Annotated in this window: 15 protein-coding genes and 1 CRISPR repeat array; of the genes, 12 read left to right on the top strand and 3 right to left on the bottom strand. The window is 38.9% G+C overall.

The window, feature by feature from the left end:
• Positions 1-1,003 precede the first annotated feature (1,003 nt).
• From ssb to HMPREF3279_RS09905, 4 genes are all read left to right on the top strand, one after another.
• Positions 1,004-1,468 carry a single-stranded DNA-binding protein gene (gene ssb, locus HMPREF3279_RS09890; protein WP_070869034.1) on the top strand — a complete coding sequence of 155 codons (465 nt, stop codon included), beginning with the start codon at positions 1,004-1,006 and terminating at the stop codon, positions 1,466-1,468.
• Positions 1,469-1,482: 14 nt separating this feature from the next.
• Entirely contained in the window at positions 1,483-2,967 is a 1,485-nt protein-coding gene (locus HMPREF3279_RS09895) for an ATP-dependent DNA helicase (RefSeq protein ID WP_070869035.1), read from the top strand.
• Positions 2,968-3,067: 100 nt separating this feature from the next.
• Positions 3,068-3,430 (top strand): hypothetical protein, encoded by a 363-nt coding sequence (locus HMPREF3279_RS09900; RefSeq protein WP_070869036.1) that lies wholly within the window; start codon positions 3,068-3,070, stop codon positions 3,428-3,430.
• Positions 3,431-3,503: 73 nt separating this feature from the next.
• Entirely contained in the window at positions 3,504-4,364 is an 861-nt protein-coding gene (locus HMPREF3279_RS09905; protein ID WP_070869037.1) for a hypothetical protein, read from the top strand.
• 409 nt (positions 4,365-4,773) lie between these two features.
• A CRISPR array of direct repeats spans positions 4,774-5,244; the repeat unit is 32 nt; unit sequence GTCGAAAGACATCGCCCTGCTCGAAAGGGATT.
• Between the two features lie 82 nt (positions 5,245-5,326).
• Here HMPREF3279_RS09905 and ffh read toward each other — a convergent pair.
• Positions 5,327-6,718 carry a signal recognition particle protein gene (ffh, locus tag HMPREF3279_RS09910; protein ID WP_005698426.1) on the bottom strand — a complete coding sequence of 464 codons (1,392 nt, stop codon included), beginning with the start codon at positions 6,716-6,718 and terminating at the stop codon, positions 5,327-5,329.
• A gap of 139 nt (positions 6,719-6,857) precedes the next feature.
• Here ffh and HMPREF3279_RS09915 point away from each other — a divergent pair, with 139 nt between their 5' ends.
• The 3 genes from HMPREF3279_RS09915 to selD all read left to right on the top strand — a co-directional run bounded on the left by HMPREF3279_RS09915 (position 6,858) and on the right by selD (position 10,091).
• Positions 6,858-7,643 carry a cytochrome C assembly family protein gene (locus HMPREF3279_RS09915; protein WP_070869038.1) on the top strand — a complete coding sequence of 262 codons (786 nt, stop codon included), beginning with the start codon at positions 6,858-6,860 and terminating at the stop codon, positions 7,641-7,643.
• A gap of 79 nt (positions 7,644-7,722) precedes the next feature.
• A complete protein-coding gene (locus HMPREF3279_RS09920) occupies positions 7,723-8,991 on the top strand; it encodes an HlyC/CorC family transporter (protein ID WP_070869039.1) in 1,269 nt (422 codons plus the stop codon).
• Positions 8,992-9,053: 62 nt separating this feature from the next.
• On the top strand, positions 9,054-10,091 hold the full coding sequence (gene selD / locus HMPREF3279_RS09925) for a selenide, water dikinase SelD (RefSeq protein ID WP_083327195.1): 1,038 nt from the start codon (positions 9,054-9,056) through the stop codon (positions 10,089-10,091).
• 47 nt (positions 10,092-10,138) lie between these two features.
• On the opposite strand, the gene HMPREF3279_RS09930 is transcribed toward selD, so the two are convergent.
• Together HMPREF3279_RS09930 and gap are read right to left on the bottom strand one after the other, a co-directional pair.
• Entirely contained in the window at positions 10,139-11,956 is a 1,818-nt protein-coding gene (locus tag HMPREF3279_RS09930; RefSeq protein ID WP_065243908.1) for an AMP-dependent synthetase/ligase, read from the bottom strand.
• A 229-nt stretch (positions 11,957-12,185) separates the two neighbouring features.
• A complete protein-coding gene (gene gap, locus HMPREF3279_RS09935; protein WP_070869041.1) occupies positions 12,186-13,205 on the bottom strand; it encodes a type I glyceraldehyde-3-phosphate dehydrogenase in 1,020 nt (339 codons plus the stop codon).
• Between the two features lie 218 nt (positions 13,206-13,423).
• Between gap and gmk the strand changes: the two genes are divergently transcribed.
• The 5 genes from gmk to murI all read left to right on the top strand — a co-directional run bounded on the left by gmk (position 13,424) and on the right by murI (position 19,476).
• The gene (gmk, locus tag HMPREF3279_RS09940) at positions 13,424-14,050 is read left to right on the top strand and encodes a guanylate kinase (protein WP_041918290.1); all 627 of its coding nucleotides are present in this window, start codon (positions 13,424-13,426) and stop codon (positions 14,048-14,050) included.
• Between the two features lie 60 nt (positions 14,051-14,110).
• Positions 14,111-14,377 (top strand): DNA-directed RNA polymerase subunit omega, encoded by a 267-nt coding sequence (gene rpoZ / locus HMPREF3279_RS09945; protein WP_049367045.1) that lies wholly within the window; start codon positions 14,111-14,113, stop codon positions 14,375-14,377.
• Positions 14,378-14,452: 75 nt separating this feature from the next.
• Positions 14,453-16,573, top strand: a complete 2,121-nt coding sequence (gene spoT, locus HMPREF3279_RS09950) for a bifunctional GTP diphosphokinase/guanosine-3',5'-bis pyrophosphate 3'-pyrophosphohydrolase (RefSeq protein WP_049367044.1) — start codon at positions 14,453-14,455, stop codon at positions 16,571-16,573.
• Entirely contained in the window at positions 16,573-18,654 is a 2,082-nt protein-coding gene (gene recG, locus HMPREF3279_RS09955) for an ATP-dependent DNA helicase RecG (RefSeq protein ID WP_070869042.1), read from the top strand. Before spoT ends, recG begins: the two co-directional genes overlap by 1 nt.
• Positions 18,655-18,684: 30 nt before the next feature.
• Complete coding sequence (gene murI, locus HMPREF3279_RS09960; protein WP_070869043.1) at positions 18,685-19,476, top strand: glutamate racemase; 792 nt, start codon at positions 18,685-18,687, stop codon at positions 19,474-19,476.
• Positions 19,477-19,550 lie beyond the last annotated feature (74 nt).

The raw sequence follows: 19,550 nt of genomic DNA on the forward strand, positions 1-19,550 counted from the left end.
GAAAAACATCGCCCTGTTCGAAAGGGATTGAGACGTGCCTAGTTTTAAGTGGGCGGTTGCATCGATATGTCGAAAGACATAGCCCTGATCGAAAGGGATTGAGACTCTTCTAGTTTCATACGTAGTTTTTGAATACGTGTCGAAAGACATTGCCCTGATCGAAAGGGATTGAGACGCATAGGTCTCAAGACCCTCTGCAACGTTACTGAGTCAAAAGACATCGCCCTGTTCGAAAGGGATTGAGACGTCGGTGTCGGGCGGTTACATTCTGACTACTCCGGTCGAAAGACATCGCCCTGTTCGAAAGGGATTGAGACTTACGGAACTTGCTGAGCACTGATACTTTCGCATCGTCGAAAGACATCGCCCTGATCGAAAGGGATTGAGACTGGTCTTGAATGAATTCTAACCATTCTTCTGGTGTCGAAAGACATTGCCCTGAACGAAAGGGATTGACACTCTTGTTGTTTTTTGATTTTTCAAAATCTTTTACCGTCGAAAGACATTGCCCTGATCGAAAGGGATTGAGACAGACTTTGGGCTTGAGCAACTGTGTCTGCTAGGTTGTCGAAAGACATTGCCCTGATCGAAAGGGATTGAGACCCAAGTAAGGCAAAACATAGTTCTACCGCCTGTTGTTGTCGAAAGACATTGCCCTGATCGAAAGGGATTGAAACGTTTTTTCGTATTTTTAAATACGATTTTTCGTATTGTCAAAAGACACCGCCCTGTTTTAAAGGGATGTATATCGCTAAAGTGCGGTTAGTTTTCAATATAAATTGGAAATTGACCGCACGTTTTATTTCCTTTCATTTTTACAAATTTGTATTTTCACCTTTCTATTTATGACTTTTCTATAATTCACGCCGTCAGTAATTAATTTTTAGCTCAGACGATTGAGTGATAATTTAATTTATTAAAAATCTATAAAGAGAAAATAGAGAATTAAGCAATTATTGACACATAAAAAATTGTTCTAATTAAAAAATATGAGGGAATGAAAATGGCTGGAATTAATAAAGTAATTATTATTGGTAACTTGGGGAATGCACCAGAAATTCGGGCGATGCAAAATGGTGATACGGTTGCTAATTTAAGTGTGGCGACATCTGAAAGCTGGGTGGATAAAAATACGCAGGAAAAACGTGAAAATACCGAATGGCACCGCATTGTGCTTTATCGTCGATTAGCCGATATCGCAGGTCAATATTTGCGTAAAGGATCAAAAGTTTATGTTGAGGGGAAACTGAAAACACGTCAATGGCAAGATGAGAAAGGGCAAACGCATTATGTGACAGAAATTATTGGTAGTTATTTGGAAATGCTAGGAAGCAAGGCGGAAAATAATCAGATTGACCCATCTATTCCATCGGTCAATCAAGAGAAGCCGACATCAAATTATTTAAATAAACATCATAGCGATGATCCATTCCTTGATGGTTCAGATGAAAAAGATTGGCCATTTTAAGAAGGTTTAATGATATGCAGTATCAAGAAAAAAAATTAACGATTGAACAAAGATTAAAAGAGAAATTGAAACCACAACAATATAGTAACCTTTTAAACAAAATTCAAAGTTGTTCTCAGTCCCAAGAGGAGGCTTTATGGCAAATGCTCTATATTTTAGAAGAAACACCAAAGCATGTTTGTTTACAAGGTGCTGCGGGTAGTGGGAAAAGTTATTTAGCGGGGATCTTGAAAGATATTCTAGTGTCACTTTACCCGGATTCAGTCTATGCCGCCGCTTCAACACATCAAGCTAAACGTGTACTGAGTAAAAGCTTGGGTGGCTTTGGCTGTGTGACACTGCATAGCCTTTTAGACTTAAAACCTGAAGAAGAGGAGGATAAATTACATTTTATTCCACGGAGTAAATCTATTGCTGTATTTGAGTTAAATGACGACGTGACGACTTTAGAAAGTAATCATGAAGAGAGGGAGACTTTATTTTTAATTATTGATGAAGTTTCAATGGTAGATTCTCAAGTCTTTACTCATATGAAAGAAGTTATCCCCGAGCATGTAAAAATTATCGGTATTGGCGATCCTTATCAGCTTCCGCCAGTATATCAAGAAGATCACAAAATAGTAGAGAAATCACGTTTCTTCACGGATAGCACATTTTGCCAAGTGCATTTAAGTGGGGTGATGCGACAATCTATTGACTCACCGATTATTAAACAAAGTGAAGAAATTCGTTTAATGCAGCGTGATACATTAACCCCAGAAATGTCTTCAAAAGGTGTTGGTATTATTCAATATCATTCAATAAAAGCATTTGCAGATGCTTATTTAGAACGAGTTCACTCGGCTAAAGATGCGCTGGATTGCCGTATTTTGGCATTTACCAATAATAAAGTGAATGAGATTAATCGCTATATTCGTCAGCAAATTCATAAAACGAATGAGCCTTTAATTGTAGGAGAATATTTAATCTTACAGGAGCCAGTAAGAGATCCGGATGATATTAAAAAGGTGATGATTAGTAATGGTGAGATTTTAGAGGTTGTGACCATCCAAGAAAAAAATAAAAATTTTTGTTTTAATTTTAGTAAACAAAATCTTTCCGTTAATTATGCTGAGATTGAGGTTCGCATTTTATATGATGATGAACAGAAAGATAGATTGGTGAAATTAAATATCATCCCCGATGAAAAACAATATGAAGAGTTTAAAAAAGCGCTTTCATTTGAAGCATTGCAACTAAAAATTGCAAAACGGCAAGGTTTATTGAAAGGGCAAGAAGCTGGTTTTATGTGGCATTATTGGTGGAAAGATCGCGTCTTTTTTATTTCGACAAAATCTATTTTCGCCTCGACAGTGCATAAAACACAAGGTACCACGCTAGATTCTTCATTTGTTTATACTTCAGATTTTGCCGCTGCGAAAAATATTGATTTAGAGCTGTATTATCAACTGTTATACGTTGCGATTACTCGAGCGAAAAATCAAGTTCATTTCATCTAATAAAAAGTGGGGAAACCCACTTTTATTTTTACAATTTTGTAATTTCCTCTTTTAAATACTCTGCTTGTTATGATGACTTTATCAAAACAAGGAGAGAATCATGTTAAATATTCAACAAAATACTAATCATTATTTAAAAGATGGTTATTCTCTTCCTTACACTTCAAGTGAATTACTTGCTATTTCTTTAGGTTACAAAGAAGTATTTCACTCACGTTCTTATAACCAACGCTACTTTATTCTAAATGGGAAAAAGTGGATCCATAACTTAGAGGCATTACGTCATAAATTAAATCGTGAATATGGACGTTATATTACCGATGAAGAGCTAGAAGCATCTGAGCCGGAAGGCTTTGGCTATGATGTTACAGCTTATTTTGAGCATTGCGTTGTGCCAGTAAAAGCTGTGTCGAAAACAAATGATTTTAAAGAATTAATGAGACGAGTGAGTCTTTCTCATTAATACAAATTTGTAATTCACTCGATTTATTTTTAATTCTTTTATTATAAGCATAAGTTAATTATTAGGAGTCAATATGTATTATTTAACAAATCACAATTTTAGTAAATTATTAGGTGCATTATATTTGGATCTGCCAATGAATTATGCAGAGGCTTATGATAACTATTATTCAGCATACCGCTTGGCGAGTTTTGATCTCGATCTTCATTTCTTTACAAAAGATGAAGCGCGAGCATTAGTGATTGCCGATAAACTTGTTAAAGATATTAAATTTGTTGCAACTGAAGTCCAGATTGCACGTTGTAATATTGAACAACAAAAATGGGTTGAAAAAATTGTGCTACCCGCATTTCATTCACATGAAAATTGTCAATTATTATCAAGCGATTTTGAGAATTTTTTAATTCCAGAATCCTGTCCTGAGTCACGTCGTGAAGAATATCGTGCTTATTTTTTAGAAAATAAGGACCGTTACGGCAATGCTGAAAATAAGATTGAGCCGATTGTTTTTTGCCGCCTATTACAAAGCAAATTTAATTTATCCGAAGAACTTGATGATTTGGTGAAACATCATTTCAGTAAAACAAACTATGATAATTCAGAAGTTGCTGAATTTAATCATACGCTTGATTTTGAAAAAGAAATTACCAATATTCAAGCAATGATTGATTCTTTTACTGGTCATGCATCTAAGTTCAAACCTCGTGAGGTTCGTTCGGCTTTTTATCGCCAAAATTTAACACATTTAACAGAAGAGGAACGTAATATGATTGCGACTATGCAGCAAGAGCGTAAACAGATCTATTTTCGCATCATTAATTTTTATTTTAAAAAGCTTTTTAAAGAAGGCGCAGATATTCCTTTGAATATTTTAAAATTATCAGGGTTTCAACCTTGTAAGGGATGTTGCAAGCATTTATTAGCTAGGTGGTAAATAAATGCTGAAAACCCTATTATTTTTGACCGCACTTTATTTAAAGCGTGAGGGTAGCGTCTAAATCCTCAACCGAAACCTACAAGCCTTACAAAATCCCCACCAATTGATTTCTGTATATCACGCATCATTTTCAATTTCTTACCTTAGGGCATTTTCTCGGTCTGGTTTATATTTTAATAAAGTATTTCAATAAGTTATTTTCAATTTTACCAATAAGGCTGACATTCTAGCGCTAGAAAAAATAAAAAAATAACGGTAAAATAAACCGTACTTTCGATTGATTTAGAAAGGAAAAATACATGCAATCTGCTTATTATTTGCTCAAATCAAGAGCCAACTCCTTAACCTTCCAAAAAAATTGGGAAGTGGGTCTGAAAGGCCGCATGATTCCTGCTTTCAATATATCCATAATATTCATCGCCCTGATTGAAAGGGATTGAGACCCGTAACCGTCTAGATAGACGTTATCGCCCCAGTTCGTCGAAAGACATCGCCCTGCTCGAAAGGGATTAAGACTCTGCACGTTTACGGTTTTTACGCACGTCGTGATCTGTCGAAAGACATCGCCCTGCTCAAAAGGGATTAAGACTTACCTTTCATAATTGTTTTGTATTTATTTCTAGGGTCGAAAGACATCGCCCTGCTCGAAAGGGATTGAGACCAATTTGTGTTTGCATAGCATTTGATAAATCTTGCGGTCGAAAGACATCGCCCTGCTCGAAAGGGATTAAAACTAAACTTCTTTGGCTTTGGCTTCAATACGGTCTACAAGTCGAAAGACATCGCCCTGCTCGAAAGGGATTGAGACACGCCTGTTGGATTGCGATCTGGGTGGTATTTAATAGGTCGAAAGACATGGCCCTGTTTGAAAGGGATTTTGTAAGGATTTATTTTGTGAGAGGTAAAGAAAACGGCCAAAAACCTATTGATTTTTGACCGCACTTTATTTGAAGAGGGGATTAACGTTTAAACATGCCGCCTAAACCACCGAGGCCACCTAAGCCGCCTCCGCCCATTAAGCCTTGCATGCCGCGCATCATTTTCGCCATGCCACCTTTGCGCATTTTCTTCATCATGCGTTGCATTTCGTCAAATTGTTTCAGCAACTTATTCACATCTTGAACTTGTGTGCCAGAACCTAATGCAATACGACGACGGCGAGATCCTTTGATAATATCTGGATTGGCACGTTCTTTTAAGGTCATGGAATTAATGATGGCTTCCATTTTGATAAACATTTTGTCATCTACTTGATTTTTGACATGATCCGGTAAGTTTTTCGCACCCGGTAATTTTTCAAGCATCGACATCATGCCACCCATTTTTTTCATCTCACGAAGCTGTTCACGGAAATCGTCTAGGGTGAAATCATCGCCTTTCTTGAATTTCTGCGCCATTTTTTCCGCTTTTTCGCGATCCACAGAACGTTCCAGATCTTCGATAAGGGAAAGCACATCGCCCATGCCTAAAATACGGGATGCTACGCGATCAGGATGGAATGGCTCGAGGGCTTCTGTTTTTTCACCCACACCAAGGAATTTAATCGGTTTGCCGGTGATTTGACGAATAGATAAAGCCGCACCACCACGCGCATCACCATCCACTTTGGTTAAGATAACCCCGGTAAGTGGCAAGGCTTCGTTGAAGGCTTTAGCTGTATTTGCCGCATCTTGACCGGTCATCGCATCAACCGTGAAAAGCGTCTCAATTGGATTTAATGTTGCATGAACTTGCTTGATTTCATCCATCATCTCGCTATCAACGTGTAATCGACCCGCGGTATCCACGATTAATACATCGTAAAATTTGAGTTTAGCGTCAGCAAGTGCCGCTTTTGCAATCTCTACCGGTTTTTGTTTGACATCAGATGGGAAGAAATCCACGCCAACAGATTGTGCTAAGGTCTCAAGCTGTTTGATCGCCGCAGGACGATATACGTCGGCAGAGACTACAAGCACTTTCTTTTTATGACGTTCGCGTAAGAATTTTGCTAATTTACCCACGCTAGTGGTTTTACCCGCACCTTGTAAACCCGCCATTAAAATAACTGCAGGTGGTTGCGTTGCTAAGTTTAAGCTTTCATTGGCTTCACCCATGGCTTTTTCGAGTTCACGTTGAACAATTTTTAAGAACTCTTGGCCTGGTGTTAAGCTTTTATTGACTTCTTCGCCTAATGCGCTTTCTTTTACTTTGGCGATAAATTCACGTACGACAGGCAACGCAACGTCAGCTTCTAACAATGCCATACGCACTTCGCGTAGGGTTTCTTTAATATTATCTTCAGTTAAACGCCCTTTACCGCTAATGTTACGTAGCGTTTTGGAAAGACGATCCGATAAATTCTCAAACATTTTAAATCCTGTTTTTTCTTAAAAAATTGCCGTGATTATACCGAAATTTGGGCGTTTTTCATCATTTCAAATAAAATTATGGCGATCTAGAGAAAAGATCCGTTAAAATAAGAATAATTCCTAGTAAAGAGAACGCATTATGTGGTTTGCCCTTTTTTCGATTATTTTTTACATTCTTAGTCTATTGCTGATCGCCCCGTTTTTGATGAACTCATCGGAAGGGAAGTTAAGTCAAAGTAAAATCCCGTTTTTTCTGACCGCACTTGCCGCCATTATTCTGCATGCTGTCAGCACTTTCCCTTTGTTAGAGGATCTTGCTTCAGGACAACGTTTTACATTAATGGGAATCGCGTCCTTAATGAGCGCAGTTATTGCCGGATTGGCGACGCTTTCCATGTTTCTCGTTTCCACAATGTGGTTTGTTTTACCAATCGTGTATGCGTTTTCGATCATTAGCTTGATCTTTGCGACATTCTTATCAAGCCATATCATTCAGATGCTTAATCAAAATACGTTGATGCTGTTCCATATCGGATTGTCGCTGTTTACCTATGCAGTTTGTTTTATTGCAACGCTTTATGTGATTCAGTTGGTCTGGTTAGATCGCAATTTGAAAAAGCGTAAAATCCAATTTTCGCCAGCAATTCCGCCATTAATGGCAGTAGAACGTCATTTCTTCTGTTTATTTGCGATGGGAGAAGTATTACTGACGCTCACTTTAATTTCGGGGACTTATCATGTATTACAAGCGGTGACCCTAGAAAATCTGCACAAAGCGATTTTCTCTTTCCTTGCTTGGATTAGTTTTGGTATTGCTTGTTTTGGTCATTGGCGACTAGGCTGGCGTGGAAAAAGGATGATTATTTACGCAATTTCAGGTATCATTCTGCTCACGGTTGGCTATTTTGGCAGCCGTTTGATTTAATTAAAATCAAAGAACAGGTAAAAAGTGCGGTGAAAAATGACCGCACTTTTTGTTGATTAACGAACAAAAGGATTTACCCTTGGACAGTATCCCCCTTAGTACTTTATTTATTACACTCATTATTTGTTTAGTTTTATCAGCCTATTTTTCCGGCTCAGAAACCGGATTACTCTCTCTCAATAAATATCGCCTTCGTTTTATGGCGGAACAAGGTAACAAAGGTGCGCAAAAAGCAGAAAAACTGCTTGAAAAGCCCGATACCTTGTTAAGTTTTATTCTGATCTTTAATAACCTTGTTAACATCAGTGCCTCAGCTATTGCAACCATGATTGGTATGCGTTTATATGGCGATGCGGGTGTGGCCATTGCAACAGGTTTATTAACCTTTGTGATGCTTGTTTTTTCTGAAATTTTCCCTAAAACCGTCGCGGCAATGCACCCTGAAAAGGTGGGATTATTTTCAAGCCATATTTTGGTCTTGCTGTTAAAAATATTTTATCCGTTGGTTTGGTTAATGAATCTTTTCACGAAGACATTAATGCGAATGGTGGGTTTAAAACCCGATATGCAAAAACAAGTGATTAGTCGTGAAGAACTTCGTAGTATCGTATCGGAAGCAGGAGAAGCTACACCGGATGAACAGCATCCACAAATGTTGCTCTCTATTTTAGATATGGAAACCGTGACGGTTGACGATATCATGGTGCCACGTAATGAAATTGCTGGGATTGATATTGATGACGATTGGAAAGCCATTATGCGCCAGCTTAATCATGCACCACACAACCGAATTGTGTTGTATAAAGGCAGCCTTGATGAGCAAGTATTAGGGATTTTACGTGTGCGTGAAGCGTTTCGTTTGTTATTAGAAAAAAATGAATTCACCAAAGAAACTTTACTACGTGCCGTCGATGAAGTGTACTTCATTCCAGAAGGGACACCACTGAAAACACAATTAGCGAATTTCCGCACGAAAAAAGAACGTATCGGTTTAGTGGTGGACGAATATGGTGATATTAAAGGATTAGTCACGCTTGAAGATATTTTAGAAGAAATTGTGGGTGATTTTACAACCACTACTGCACCGACTATTGAACAAGAAGTCGTTCAGCAATCTGATGGTTCAATGATTATTGAGGGGGCAGCTAATCTTCGTGATTTAAATAAAATGTTTGGTTGGGAATTAGATACAGAAGATGCTCGCACCTTTAATGGTTTGATTCTCGAGCATCTTGAAGATATTCCTGATGAAGGAACCGTTTGTGAAATCGATGGCTTACGAATTACTATTTTAGAAGTCAGCGATAATATGATTAAACAAGCAAAAGTAGAGAAATTGGCCTCTTAAATGTGGCTTTTTCTAACCGCTCTTTTGTTTAAGAAGTACGTTATTTTTACAAAGGATTGAATATGACAGATGAGATTCGTTTAACACAATACAGCCACGGCGCAGGTTGAGGTTGTAAAATTTCGCCTAAGGTGTTAGGGACAATTTTACAGACTAAACTCGAAAAATTTGCTGATCCCAATTTATTGGTCGGTAACGAAACAGCGGATGATGCTGCGGTTTATGATCTTGGTAATGGTACTGCAATTATCAGTACCACGGATTTCTTCATGCCAATTGTGGATGATCCTTTTGATTTTGGTCGCATTGCTGCAACCAATGCCATTAGTGATATTTTCGCAATGGGCGGTAAACCAATTATGGCAATTGCTATTCTAGGCTTCCCGATTAATAAATTGCCACCAGAAGTGGCTCAGAAAATAGTTGATGGTGGTCGTTTTGCTTGTCATCAAGCAGGGATTTCGCTAGCGGGTGGACACTCGATTGATGCGCCAGAACCGATTTTTGGTTTAGCGGTAACAGGGGTTATTGCTACCGATCGTGTAAAACGTAATGCCTCAGCAGAAGCAGGGTGTAAGCTTTATTTGACGAAACCATTGGGTATCGGTGTGCTGACTACCGCAGAGAAAAAAGGTAAATTAAAACCTGAACATCAAGGGTTGGCAACAGCAGCGATGTGCCAAATGAATCTGATTGGCAGCCAATTTGCAGAAGTTGCAGGTGTAACCGCCATGACAGATGTAACTGGTTTTGGTTTATTAGGGCACTTAGCTGAAATCTGTGAAGGCTCAAATCTTAATGCGGTTGTGCATTTTGATAAAATCAAATTATTAGATGGCGTAGCAGATTACATTGCAGAAGGTTGTGTACCAGGTGGAACCAACCGTAATTTTGAAAGCTATGGTCATAAAATTGGTCCCTTAACGGATTATCAAAAGGCGGTACTTTGCGATCCTCAAACCTCTGGTGGCTTGTTGATTGCGGTTAAACCAGAAAGTGAAGCGGAAATCTTAGAGATTGCGAAAAAAGCCGGTATTGAGCTTAGTGAGGTAGGCGTATTGAAACCTCGTCAAGCAGGCGTACTAGTAGAAGTCGAATAAATGGCTTTAGTGAAAATAAAAAGTGCGGTGAAAATTCACCGCCTTTTTTATTCTTTATTTTCCTTATTTTCTTTGTTGTTGGAATACATCGAGTCAATAATATGACGATAGCGTTCCATAATCACTTTTCGGCGTAATTTGAGCGTAGGGGTGATTTCACCAAGTTTTACGCTAAATGCTTGAGAGAGTAGCGTAAATTTCTTCACTTGTTCGAAGTGCGCCAATTCTTTTTGGAGGCTTTCGATGCGCTTCTCAAACATTTTAATAATTTCAGAGTGTTTGAGTAATTCCATGCGATCTTGATACTTAATATTCAGTTTTTTCGCATATTCTTCTACGCTATCAAAACAAGGCACGATTAGGGCTGAAACATATTTTTTGGCATCGGCAATAATCGCAATTTGTTCGATAAATTTATCTTTACCGATTTTACCTTCGATATATTGTGGAGCAATGTATTTGCCGTTAGAGGTTTTCATCAATTCTTTAATACGATCGGTAATAAATAAATTACCTTCAGCATCAAACTCACCGGCATCTCCTGTTTTCAAGAAACCATCTTCGGTGAAGGCTTGGGCAGTTTCTTCAGGCTTTTTATAGTACCCCTTCATCACCATACCGCCACGAACCAGAATCTCGTTATTTTCACCAATTTTAACTTCGGCGTTTGGCATCAGTTTACCGATAGAATTTGGATTAAAATGATGATCATCCCAACAAGAAACAGTTGCCGTGGTTTCAGTCATGCCATAACCGAGTTTGATATTAATCCCAATACTATGGAAGAAAAGCCCAATGGTTGGTTCTAATTTTGCACCACCGCAAGGCATCATTTTAATTCGTCCGCCTAACAATGAACGCAGTTTAGACAGCACCAGTTTATCGGCAAGTGCATAGCGTTTTTGCAAGAAGAAGGGGACTTTTCTATTTTGAGAGAGAAGATCAAAACGTTTTTGTCCCACTGCAATTGCCCAATGGAAAATCATCTGACGAATAAAAGGGGCTTTTTGTACTTTATCAAGCACGGCAGAATAAATTTTTTCATAGAAACGTGGTACCGCACACATAAAGGTCGGGTGCACTTCCGTTAATGCTTCACGTACTTGATTGGTGTCTTCGAGATAACAAAGGATTGCTCCCCGATGTAACACATAGGCAACCCAAGCACGCTCAAAAATGTGGCTAAATGGTAAAAAAGAAAGTGAAACCTCATCTTGATTAACATCTAATGCAATATCATGGGCTTCAAGTTGATGCGCCAAGTTATTGTAATCGAGCATTACGCCTTTCGGTTCACCTGTTGTGCCAGAGGTGTAGATGATCGTGAATAAATCATCCATCGTTTTATTTGCTAAGCGAGTTTCAAATTCAGCCTGAAATTCTGCTGTACCTAATTGAATTAAATCGTCCCAATGGTAGGAAAGGGTAGTTTCTGTCAGTTGAATTTTTTCTTTCATGGCCACAATTTTTTGTAATTGTGGACACTGATGTGCAATTTCTAACGCTTGATCATATTGTTCTTGATCGCCAACAAACAGAATTTTGACATCGGCATGATTTAAAATAAATTCTGCCTGTTGTGCCGTATTGGTTGCATAAATGGGAACGGTGATAGCTCGGACTTGAAGTGCCGCAATATCTGCGATTGTCCAACGTGACATATTGTGCGCAAAAATTGCAATTTTATCTTGTACTTGAATATTGCAAGCAAGAAAAGCTAATGAAAGCTGATCAAGCTGTTGTTGGAATGCGTTCCACGAAATATCTTTCCACAAGCCATTAATTTTATGGCGAAGTGCGGTTGCATTTTGACGAGTTTTTGCCTGCTGGCGAATTCGATTGACGAAATGACGTTCTAAATTCATATAAGCCTTATTTGAGCGAACAACTGTACGCTAATATAAACTAAATAAATTTAAAATCTAGTAAAATGTTATTATTTTGTGAATATAGAATAAATAATAGACATATTTATTTTTCTATTATTATATTCAAATGAGCAATAAAGAATATATAAAATATTGAGAAAATCTAAATTGATTAGAAATAAAAAAACCGCTCTAAAAAGAGCGGTTAATTTTTTAGCTATTTTGATTAGCCTTTGTAGTTGTATACGTGTGCAACTAAGTCTAATACTTTGTTTGAGTAACCAGTTTCGTTATCGTACCAAGATACTAATTTAACGAAAGAGTCAGTTAATGCGATACCCGCATCAGCATCAAATACAGAAGTTAAAGCACAACCGTTGAAGTCTGTAGAAACTACTGCATCTTCAGTGTAACCTAAAACGCCTTTTAATTCGCCGTTGAAAGTTTTACCTTCAGCTGCATCTTTGATTGCTTGTTTGATTTGTTCGTAAGTTGCTGGTTTTTCTAAGTTTACAGTTAAGTCAACTACAGATACGTTTGGAGTAGGAACACGGAACGCCATACCAGTTAATTTACCGTTTAATGCTGGTAATACTTTACCAACAGCTTTCGCAGCACCGGTAGATGAAGGGATGATGTTTTGTGATGCACCACGACCACCACGCCAGTCTTTAGCTGATGGACCATCAACAGTTTTTTGAGTCGCTGTTGTTGCGTGAACAGTAGTCATTAAACCATCTTTGATACCGAAAGTTTCGTGAACAACACGTGCTAAAGGTGCTAAACAGTTTGTAGTACAAGAAGCGTTAGACACAATATCTTGACCTGCGTATGCACCAAAGTTTACACCACGTACGAACATTGGTGTGCTATCTTTAGAAGGACCAGTTAATACGACTTTTTTCGCACCAGCAGTGATGTGTTTGCGTGCTGTTTCATCAGTTAAGAACAAACCTGTTGCTTCAACTGCAACATCAACGCCGATCGCACCCCAGTTAAGGTTTGCAGGATCACGTTCAGAAGTAACACGGATAGTTTTACCGTTTACGACTAAGTTACCGTCTTTAACTTCAACAGTACCGTCAAAACGACCGTGAGTTGAATCGTATTTCAACATGTAAGCCATGTATTCAACGTCGATTAAGTCGTTGATACCTACAACTTCGATGTCATCGCGATGTTGTGCTGTACGGAATACGATACGACCGATACGGCCGAAACCGTTGATACCAATTTTAATAGCCATAAGATTTTCACCTTCTATTTTTTAAGTTAAACAAAATCGTTGCTCTAACGAGTTCTCGTGGATTATAGCATGGGCATTTTGATAAAAAAAAGGGTATATACCACTTTTTTGTGATCTCGATCACTTTTTAACAATTTGGTAAAACAAATGAAAATTTGACCGCACTTTTCATTTTCTTTTTGTATAATAAAAACAAACAACAAGAAGAGGTTTCAATTATGTCTCAAGGTAATTTATATATTCTTTCTGCACCGAGTGGGGCGGGCAAGTCATCATTAATTTCCGCGTTATTAGAAAAAAATCAAGGCACGAAAAAAATGGTGTCCATTTCACACACAACGCGTTCACCTCGACCAGGCGAAAGTCATGGTGTGCATTATTATTTTGTTTCAGTAGAAGAATTTGAAACCTTAATTGAAAAAGGCCACTTCTTAGAATATGCAAAAGTGTTTGGCGGTAATTATTACGGCACTTCATTGCCAGCAATTGAAGAAAACTTGGCTAAAGGTATTGATGTGTTTTTAGATATTGATTGGCAAGGTGCACAGCAAATTCGTCAAAAAGTACCTTCTGTAAAAAGCATTTTTATTTTGCCTCCATCATTGCCAGAATTGGAGCGTCGCTTGGTTGGACGCGGACAGGATAGCAAAGAGGTCATTGCTGAGCGAATGTCAAAAGCAATCAGCGAAATTTCGCATTATGATGAATATGATTACGTGATTGTGAATGATAATTTTGAACAGGCATTGGCAGATTTACAAAGCATTTTGCAGGCAGAACGCTTGACCAAAGCTTATCAACAAACAGAAAATGCGGACTTAATTCATCAGCTACTAGCAAAATAAGCTTGAATTGAGTACAATATTTTCCCTTTATAGACATTATTTTTAACATCGGAGTAAAACATGGCTCGAGTGACTGTGCAAGATGCAGTAGAAAAAATTGGTAACCGTTTTGATTTAATTTTAACCGCCGCTCGTCGTGCGAGACAATTAGAGTTACATCAAAGTGAGCCGTTAGTGCCGGAAGATAACGATAAACCAACTGTAATCGCATTACGTGAAATCGAAAAAGGGTTAATCAACCAAGAAATCATGGATGCAAAAGAGTATTTAGATGCGGCAGCTTCTCAACGTAGCGAAGAAGTGGCTGTAGCGTTAATCGCAGAATAATCTCATTAAAGTGCGGTCAAAATTAAAGCTATTTTGATCGCCTAGTCTTTCTCTCTACAAAAAGTCAGGTGTCCTTTGGAATTGTTTGCAGATTTAGATCGAATTATTCAGGGGTATTTGCCCGCCGATAAAATTGAATTAATCAAACGTGCATTCGTCATTGCGCGAGATGCTCACGAAGGACAATTTCGCTCAAGCGGCGAACCTTACATTACTCACCCTGTTGCAGTAGCTTCAATTATTGCGGAAATGCATTTAGACCATGAAGCAATCATGGCTGCATTATTGCATGATGTTATCGAAGATACCCCTTATACCGAATCCCAATTAAAAGATGAATTTGGTGCTAGCGTAGCCGAAATTGTTGACGGCGTATCGAAACTAGATAAATTGAAATTCCGTACCCGCCAAGAAGCACAGGTTGAAAACTTCCGCAAAATGATTTTAGCGATGACTCGAGATATTCGCGTCGTCTTAATCAAACTGGCTGACCGTACCCATAATATGCGAACGTTGGGTTCATTGCGTCCGGATAAACGCCGTCGTATCGCAAAAGAAACTCTAGAGATTTACTGTCCCTTAGCCCACCGTTTAGGCATCGAACATATCAAGAATGAATTAGAAGATTTATCTTTTGAAGCTATGCACCCCCGCCGTTATGAAGTACTTAAAAAGTTCGTCGAACAAGCGCGTGGTTCTCGTCAAGAATTGATTCAACGCATATCTAATGATATTTCACAACGTCTTGATAATGTAGGCATTACAAATCGTATTTGGGGACGTGAAAAACATCTCTATAAAATTTACCAAAAAATGCGCACGAAAGATCAGAAATTCCATTCTATTATGGATATTTATGCTTTCCGCGTTATTGTGAATTCGGTTGATGATTGCTATCGCGGGTTGGGGCAAATGCATAGTTTGTATAAACCTCGCCCTGGTAAAGTGAAAGATTATATTGCTGTGCCTCGTGCAAATGGCTACCAAGCACTGCAAACGTCAATGATTGGCCCTCATGGGGTGCCCGTAGAAGTTCATCTTCAGACTGAAGAAATGGAACAGGTTGCTGAAATGGGAGTTACCGCCCATTGGGTGTATAAAGAAGGTGGTAAAAACGATAGCACCACCGCTCAAGTACGTGCGCAACGTTGGTTGCAAAGCTTAGTGGATATTCAACAAAACGTGGGTAACTCCTTTGAGTTTATTGAGAACGTAAAATCTGAGTTTTTCCCGAAAGAAATCTATGTCTTTACGCCGAAAGGTCGTATCGTTGAATTACCAATGGGCGCAACAGCTGTCGATTTTGCTTATGCAGTGCATTCTGATGTGGGAAATCATTGTGTTGCGGCAGTAGTAGAGCATAAACCTTATCCGTTATCACAAGCTTTAGAGTCTGGTCAAACCGTTGAGATTGTGACCAGTGAAAATACTCATCCAAACGTTAGCTGGTTAAACTTTGTAGTAACTGCTCGTGCAAGAACTCGTATTCGTCATTTCTTAAAATTATTGCGTGCAGATGATGCCGTTCAAACTGGTAAAAAACAGCTAGAAATGGCCCTAAAACCACATTATCTCTCTGAGGTTTCTGAAGAGAAAATCCAAGCGTTACTAAATGAATTGAATCTCTCAAGCCTCAATGAGCTTTTTGAGGAAATCGGCGTAGGTAACCAAATGTCGAGTGTCATTGCTCATCAATTAATGGATGAAGCTATTGAAATTGATGTGGATGGTGTGTCTGAAAATACACAAAGTACACTAACATTGAGCCGAGATGGCGAAATGAAAGCGTCTTTCGCTCAATGTTGTCATCCAATTCCGGGTGATCCGATCGTGGCATTAAGTACGGCGAAGAAAGGTGTGGTTGTACATCATCAAGCTTGTTCTAATTTAACGTCAGGTAATGCCAAAGATTTCACCGCGGCAAAATGGGAAGAGGCTGAAAGTGCGGTCAATTTTGATGCCGAATTACACATTGAAATGCTTAATGAACAAAATGTATTAGGTAGCCTCATGACAGCGGTCGCGACTTGTGAAAGTAATATTCAAAGTATTTGGACGGAAGAATTAGAGAATAATCTGCTATTAGTCATTATCCAAGTTGGCGCGAGAGATATCTATCATTTAGAAAACATTATGCGAAAAATCAAACAAATTACCAGTGTGATTCGTTTGAAGCGCAATATTAATGAAGCATAATGAGCACGCAACTTCTCGATGCCGTTCCCCTAACCACTTTATCTGGTGTAGGCGCGGCAATCTCCGATAAATTAAGCCGTCTTGGAATTCATAATCTCCAAGACTTGCTTTTTCATTTACCTATCCGTTATGAAGATCGCACGAGAATAACACCCATTGCTGATCTTCGTCCTGAACAATATGCCACCATTGAAGGGGTTGTCCAAACCTGTGAAGTTGCCTTTGGGCGCCGTCCTATTTTAACCGTAAGTCTTTCTGATGGAACGAGCAAGATTATGCTCCGTTTTTTCAATTTTAATGCGGGGATGAAAAACAGTTTTCAGATTGGTACGCGCGTCAAAGCGTTTGGTGAAATTAAACGCGGGCGTTTTATGGCAGAAATTCATCATCCTGAATATCAAATCATACGGGATAATGCGCCATTGGTTTTAGAGGAAACGCTCACGCCTATTTATTCCACAACGGAAGGTTTAAAACAAAATTCATTACGTAAGCTAACCGATCAAGCATTGGCTTTACTCGATAAAATCCAATTAACGGAAATTTTACCTAATGAATTTAATCCACATCCTTTTAGTTTAAAGGATGCTATTCAATTTTTGCATCGTCCGCCGCCAGATATCTCATTAGATATTTTGGAGAAAGGACAACATCCCGCACAGCAACGACTTATCTTTGAAGAGCTTCTTGCGCATAATCTTGCGATGCAAAAAGTGCGGTTGGGTACGCAGCAGTTTTTAGCGTTGCCATTGCATTATCAAACTGATTTGAAACAACGTTTTCTTGCATCTTTGCCGTTTCAACCAACAAATGCTCAAAATAGAGTGGTGGCAGATATTGAACAGGATTTAGCGAAAGATTATCCAATGATGCGACTTGTTCAAGGTGATGTGGGTTCAGGGAAAACGTTAGTTGCAGCCTTAGCTGCCTTATTAGCGATTGATAATGGCAAACAAGTGGCTTTAATGGCACCAACAGAGATTTTAGCGGAACAGCATGCGAATAATTTCCGCCGTTGGTTAGAGCCTTTCGGTATTGAAGTTGGCTGGTTAGCGGGTAAGGTGAAAGGGAAAGCTCGCCAAGCCGAACTGGAAAAAATTAAGTCCTGTGCGGTACAAATGGTGGTGGGTACGCATGCTTTGTTCCAAGAAGAAGTAGAATTTGCCGATTTAGCCTTGGTAATTATTGATGAACAACATCGCTTTGGCGTACATCAACGTTTAATGTTACGAGAAAAAGGCGAAAAAGCAGGATTTTATCCCCATCAACTGATTATGACAGCAACACCAATCCCGAGAACGTTAGCGATGACGGTTTATGCCGATCTCGATACGTCGATTATTGACGAATTGCCACCAGGTAGAACGCCGATTACGACAGTTGTTATTTCAGAAGAGCGTCGTGATGAAATCGTTGCTCGAGTAAAAAATGCCTGTATTAATGAAAAACGCCAGGCTTATTGGGTTTGTACGTTAATTGATGAATCTGAAGTGTTAGAGGCGCAAGCAGCCGAGGCTATTTGGGAAGATTTAACGAAAGCGTTGCCGATGCTTAAAATTGGTCTTGTACATGGGCGAATGAAACCGCAAGAAAAACAAGATATTATGGCGGCCTTTAAAAATGCAGAACTCGATTTGCTTGTGGCCACAACCGTAATCGAAGTGGGCGTAGATGTGCCGAATGCCAGTCTCATGATCATTGAAAATGCTGAGCGCTTAGGTTTATCACAACTCCATCAGTTACGTGGGCGAGTAGGACGTGGCAGCACTGCTTCTTTTTGTGTCCTAATGTATAAACCGCCATTGGGTAAAGTGTCGCAAAAACGTTTACAGGTACTACGCGATAGCCAAGATGGCTTTGTGATTTCGGAAAAAGATTTAGAAATTCGCGGCCCGGGTGAGGTATTGGGCACTAAGCAGACAGGGATCGCCGAATTTAAGGTGGCGAATTTAATGCGCGATCGTAAAATGATTCCAACCGTTCAACATTATGCTAAAGCACTAATAGTGAAATATCCGGATGTGGCAGAAAGTTTAATCCGTCGTTGGCTAAATAATCGAGAAATTTATTCGAATGCCTAAAGTGCGGTTATTTTTGAAAGAGTTTTTTAAATGAATAAATCAACGGTACTCTTCTTTGATTCTGGAATGGGCGGCTTAAGCGTTTATCGAGAAGCGAAAAAGCTCATGCCAGATAACCATTATTTGTATTGCTTTGACAATGCAGGTTTCCCCTATTCAGAAAAATCAGAAGAAACAATTATTCAGCGAACATTGGATATTTGTAAAAAAATTAATCAGGATTATCCACTTGATGCCATTGTGATTGCTTGTAATACCGCGAGTACGGTAGTGTTACCGCCTTTACGCGAGCAATTTTCTATTCCGATTGTAGGTACCGTACCAGCCATTAAGCCAGCGGCAGAAATCTCACAAACGAAACATATTGGTCTATTGGCAACAAAGGGCACGGTTAAACGCCCTTATGTTAATGATCTTATTCATCAGTTTGCCGCCCATTGTATAGTTGAACGATTAGGCTCAACTAAATTGGTTGAAATCGCAGAGCATAAAATCCAAGGGAAATCGGTCGATCTTATTGCATTGAAAAATGAATTAACTCCTTGGGCTTCAATAGAGAACTTAGATACGATTTGTTTAGGTTGTACGCATTTCCCTTTAATAAAAGATGAAATTCAAATTTGCTTACCTCAAGTGAAGAATTTTATGGATCCAGGATTCGCTATTGCCAAGCGATTGCAGTTCTTACTTAATAAATTAGAAGTGAGGTCACAATCAGATGTGAAAAATCAGGTTTTTTGTACGCAAAATGTAGAGAATAAATACCAATTAGAACAAGCGTTGGCTCTCTGGGGATTTGATGGAATTACTGTTTTAAAATGATTTTTTCTCGTCATGTTGGTGCGTTTGTAAGCAAACAGCAAAAAAATTTACATTTTTTTACAAAAAGATCTTGC

Origin of the sequence: Haemophilus sp. HMSC71H05 (genome assembly GCF_001838635.1) — a bacterium.
GTDB classification, from domain to species: Bacteria; Pseudomonadota; Gammaproteobacteria; order Enterobacterales; family Pasteurellaceae; genus Haemophilus_D; species Haemophilus_D parainfluenzae_R.

What these genes read in the sequence shown, in the direction of transcription:
- ssb (WP_070869034.1), top strand. Translation starts at nt 1,004, where the DNA reads ATGGCTGGAATTAATAAAGTAATTATTATTGGTAACTTGGGGAATGCA.
- HMPREF3279_RS09895 (WP_070869035.1), top strand. Translation starts at nt 1,483, where the DNA reads ATGCAGTATCAAGAAAAAAAATTAACGATTGAACAAAGATTAAAAGAG.
- HMPREF3279_RS09900 (WP_070869036.1), top strand. Translation starts at nt 3,068, where the DNA reads ATGTTAAATATTCAACAAAATACTAATCATTATTTAAAAGATGGTTAT.
- HMPREF3279_RS09905 (WP_070869037.1), top strand. Translation starts at nt 3,504, where the DNA reads ATGTATTATTTAACAAATCACAATTTTAGTAAATTATTAGGTGCATTA.
- ffh (WP_005698426.1), bottom strand. Translation starts at nt 6,718, where the DNA reads ATGTTTGAGAATTTATCGGATCGTCTTTCCAAAACGCTACGTAACATT.
- HMPREF3279_RS09915 (WP_070869038.1), top strand. Translation starts at nt 6,858, where the DNA reads ATGTGGTTTGCCCTTTTTTCGATTATTTTTTACATTCTTAGTCTATTG.
- HMPREF3279_RS09930 (WP_065243908.1), bottom strand. Translation starts at nt 11,956, where the DNA reads ATGAATTTAGAACGTCATTTCGTCAATCGAATTCGCCAGCAGGCAAAA.
- gap (WP_070869041.1), bottom strand. Translation starts at nt 13,205, where the DNA reads ATGGCTATTAAAATTGGTATCAACGGTTTCGGCCGTATCGGTCGTATC.
- gmk (WP_041918290.1), top strand. Translation starts at nt 13,424, where the DNA reads ATGTCTCAAGGTAATTTATATATTCTTTCTGCACCGAGTGGGGCGGGC.
- rpoZ (WP_049367045.1), top strand. Translation starts at nt 14,111, where the DNA reads ATGGCTCGAGTGACTGTGCAAGATGCAGTAGAAAAAATTGGTAACCGT.
- recG (WP_070869042.1), top strand. Translation starts at nt 16,573, where the DNA reads ATGAGCACGCAACTTCTCGATGCCGTTCCCCTAACCACTTTATCTGGT.
- murI (WP_070869043.1), top strand. Translation starts at nt 18,685, where the DNA reads ATGAATAAATCAACGGTACTCTTCTTTGATTCTGGAATGGGCGGCTTA.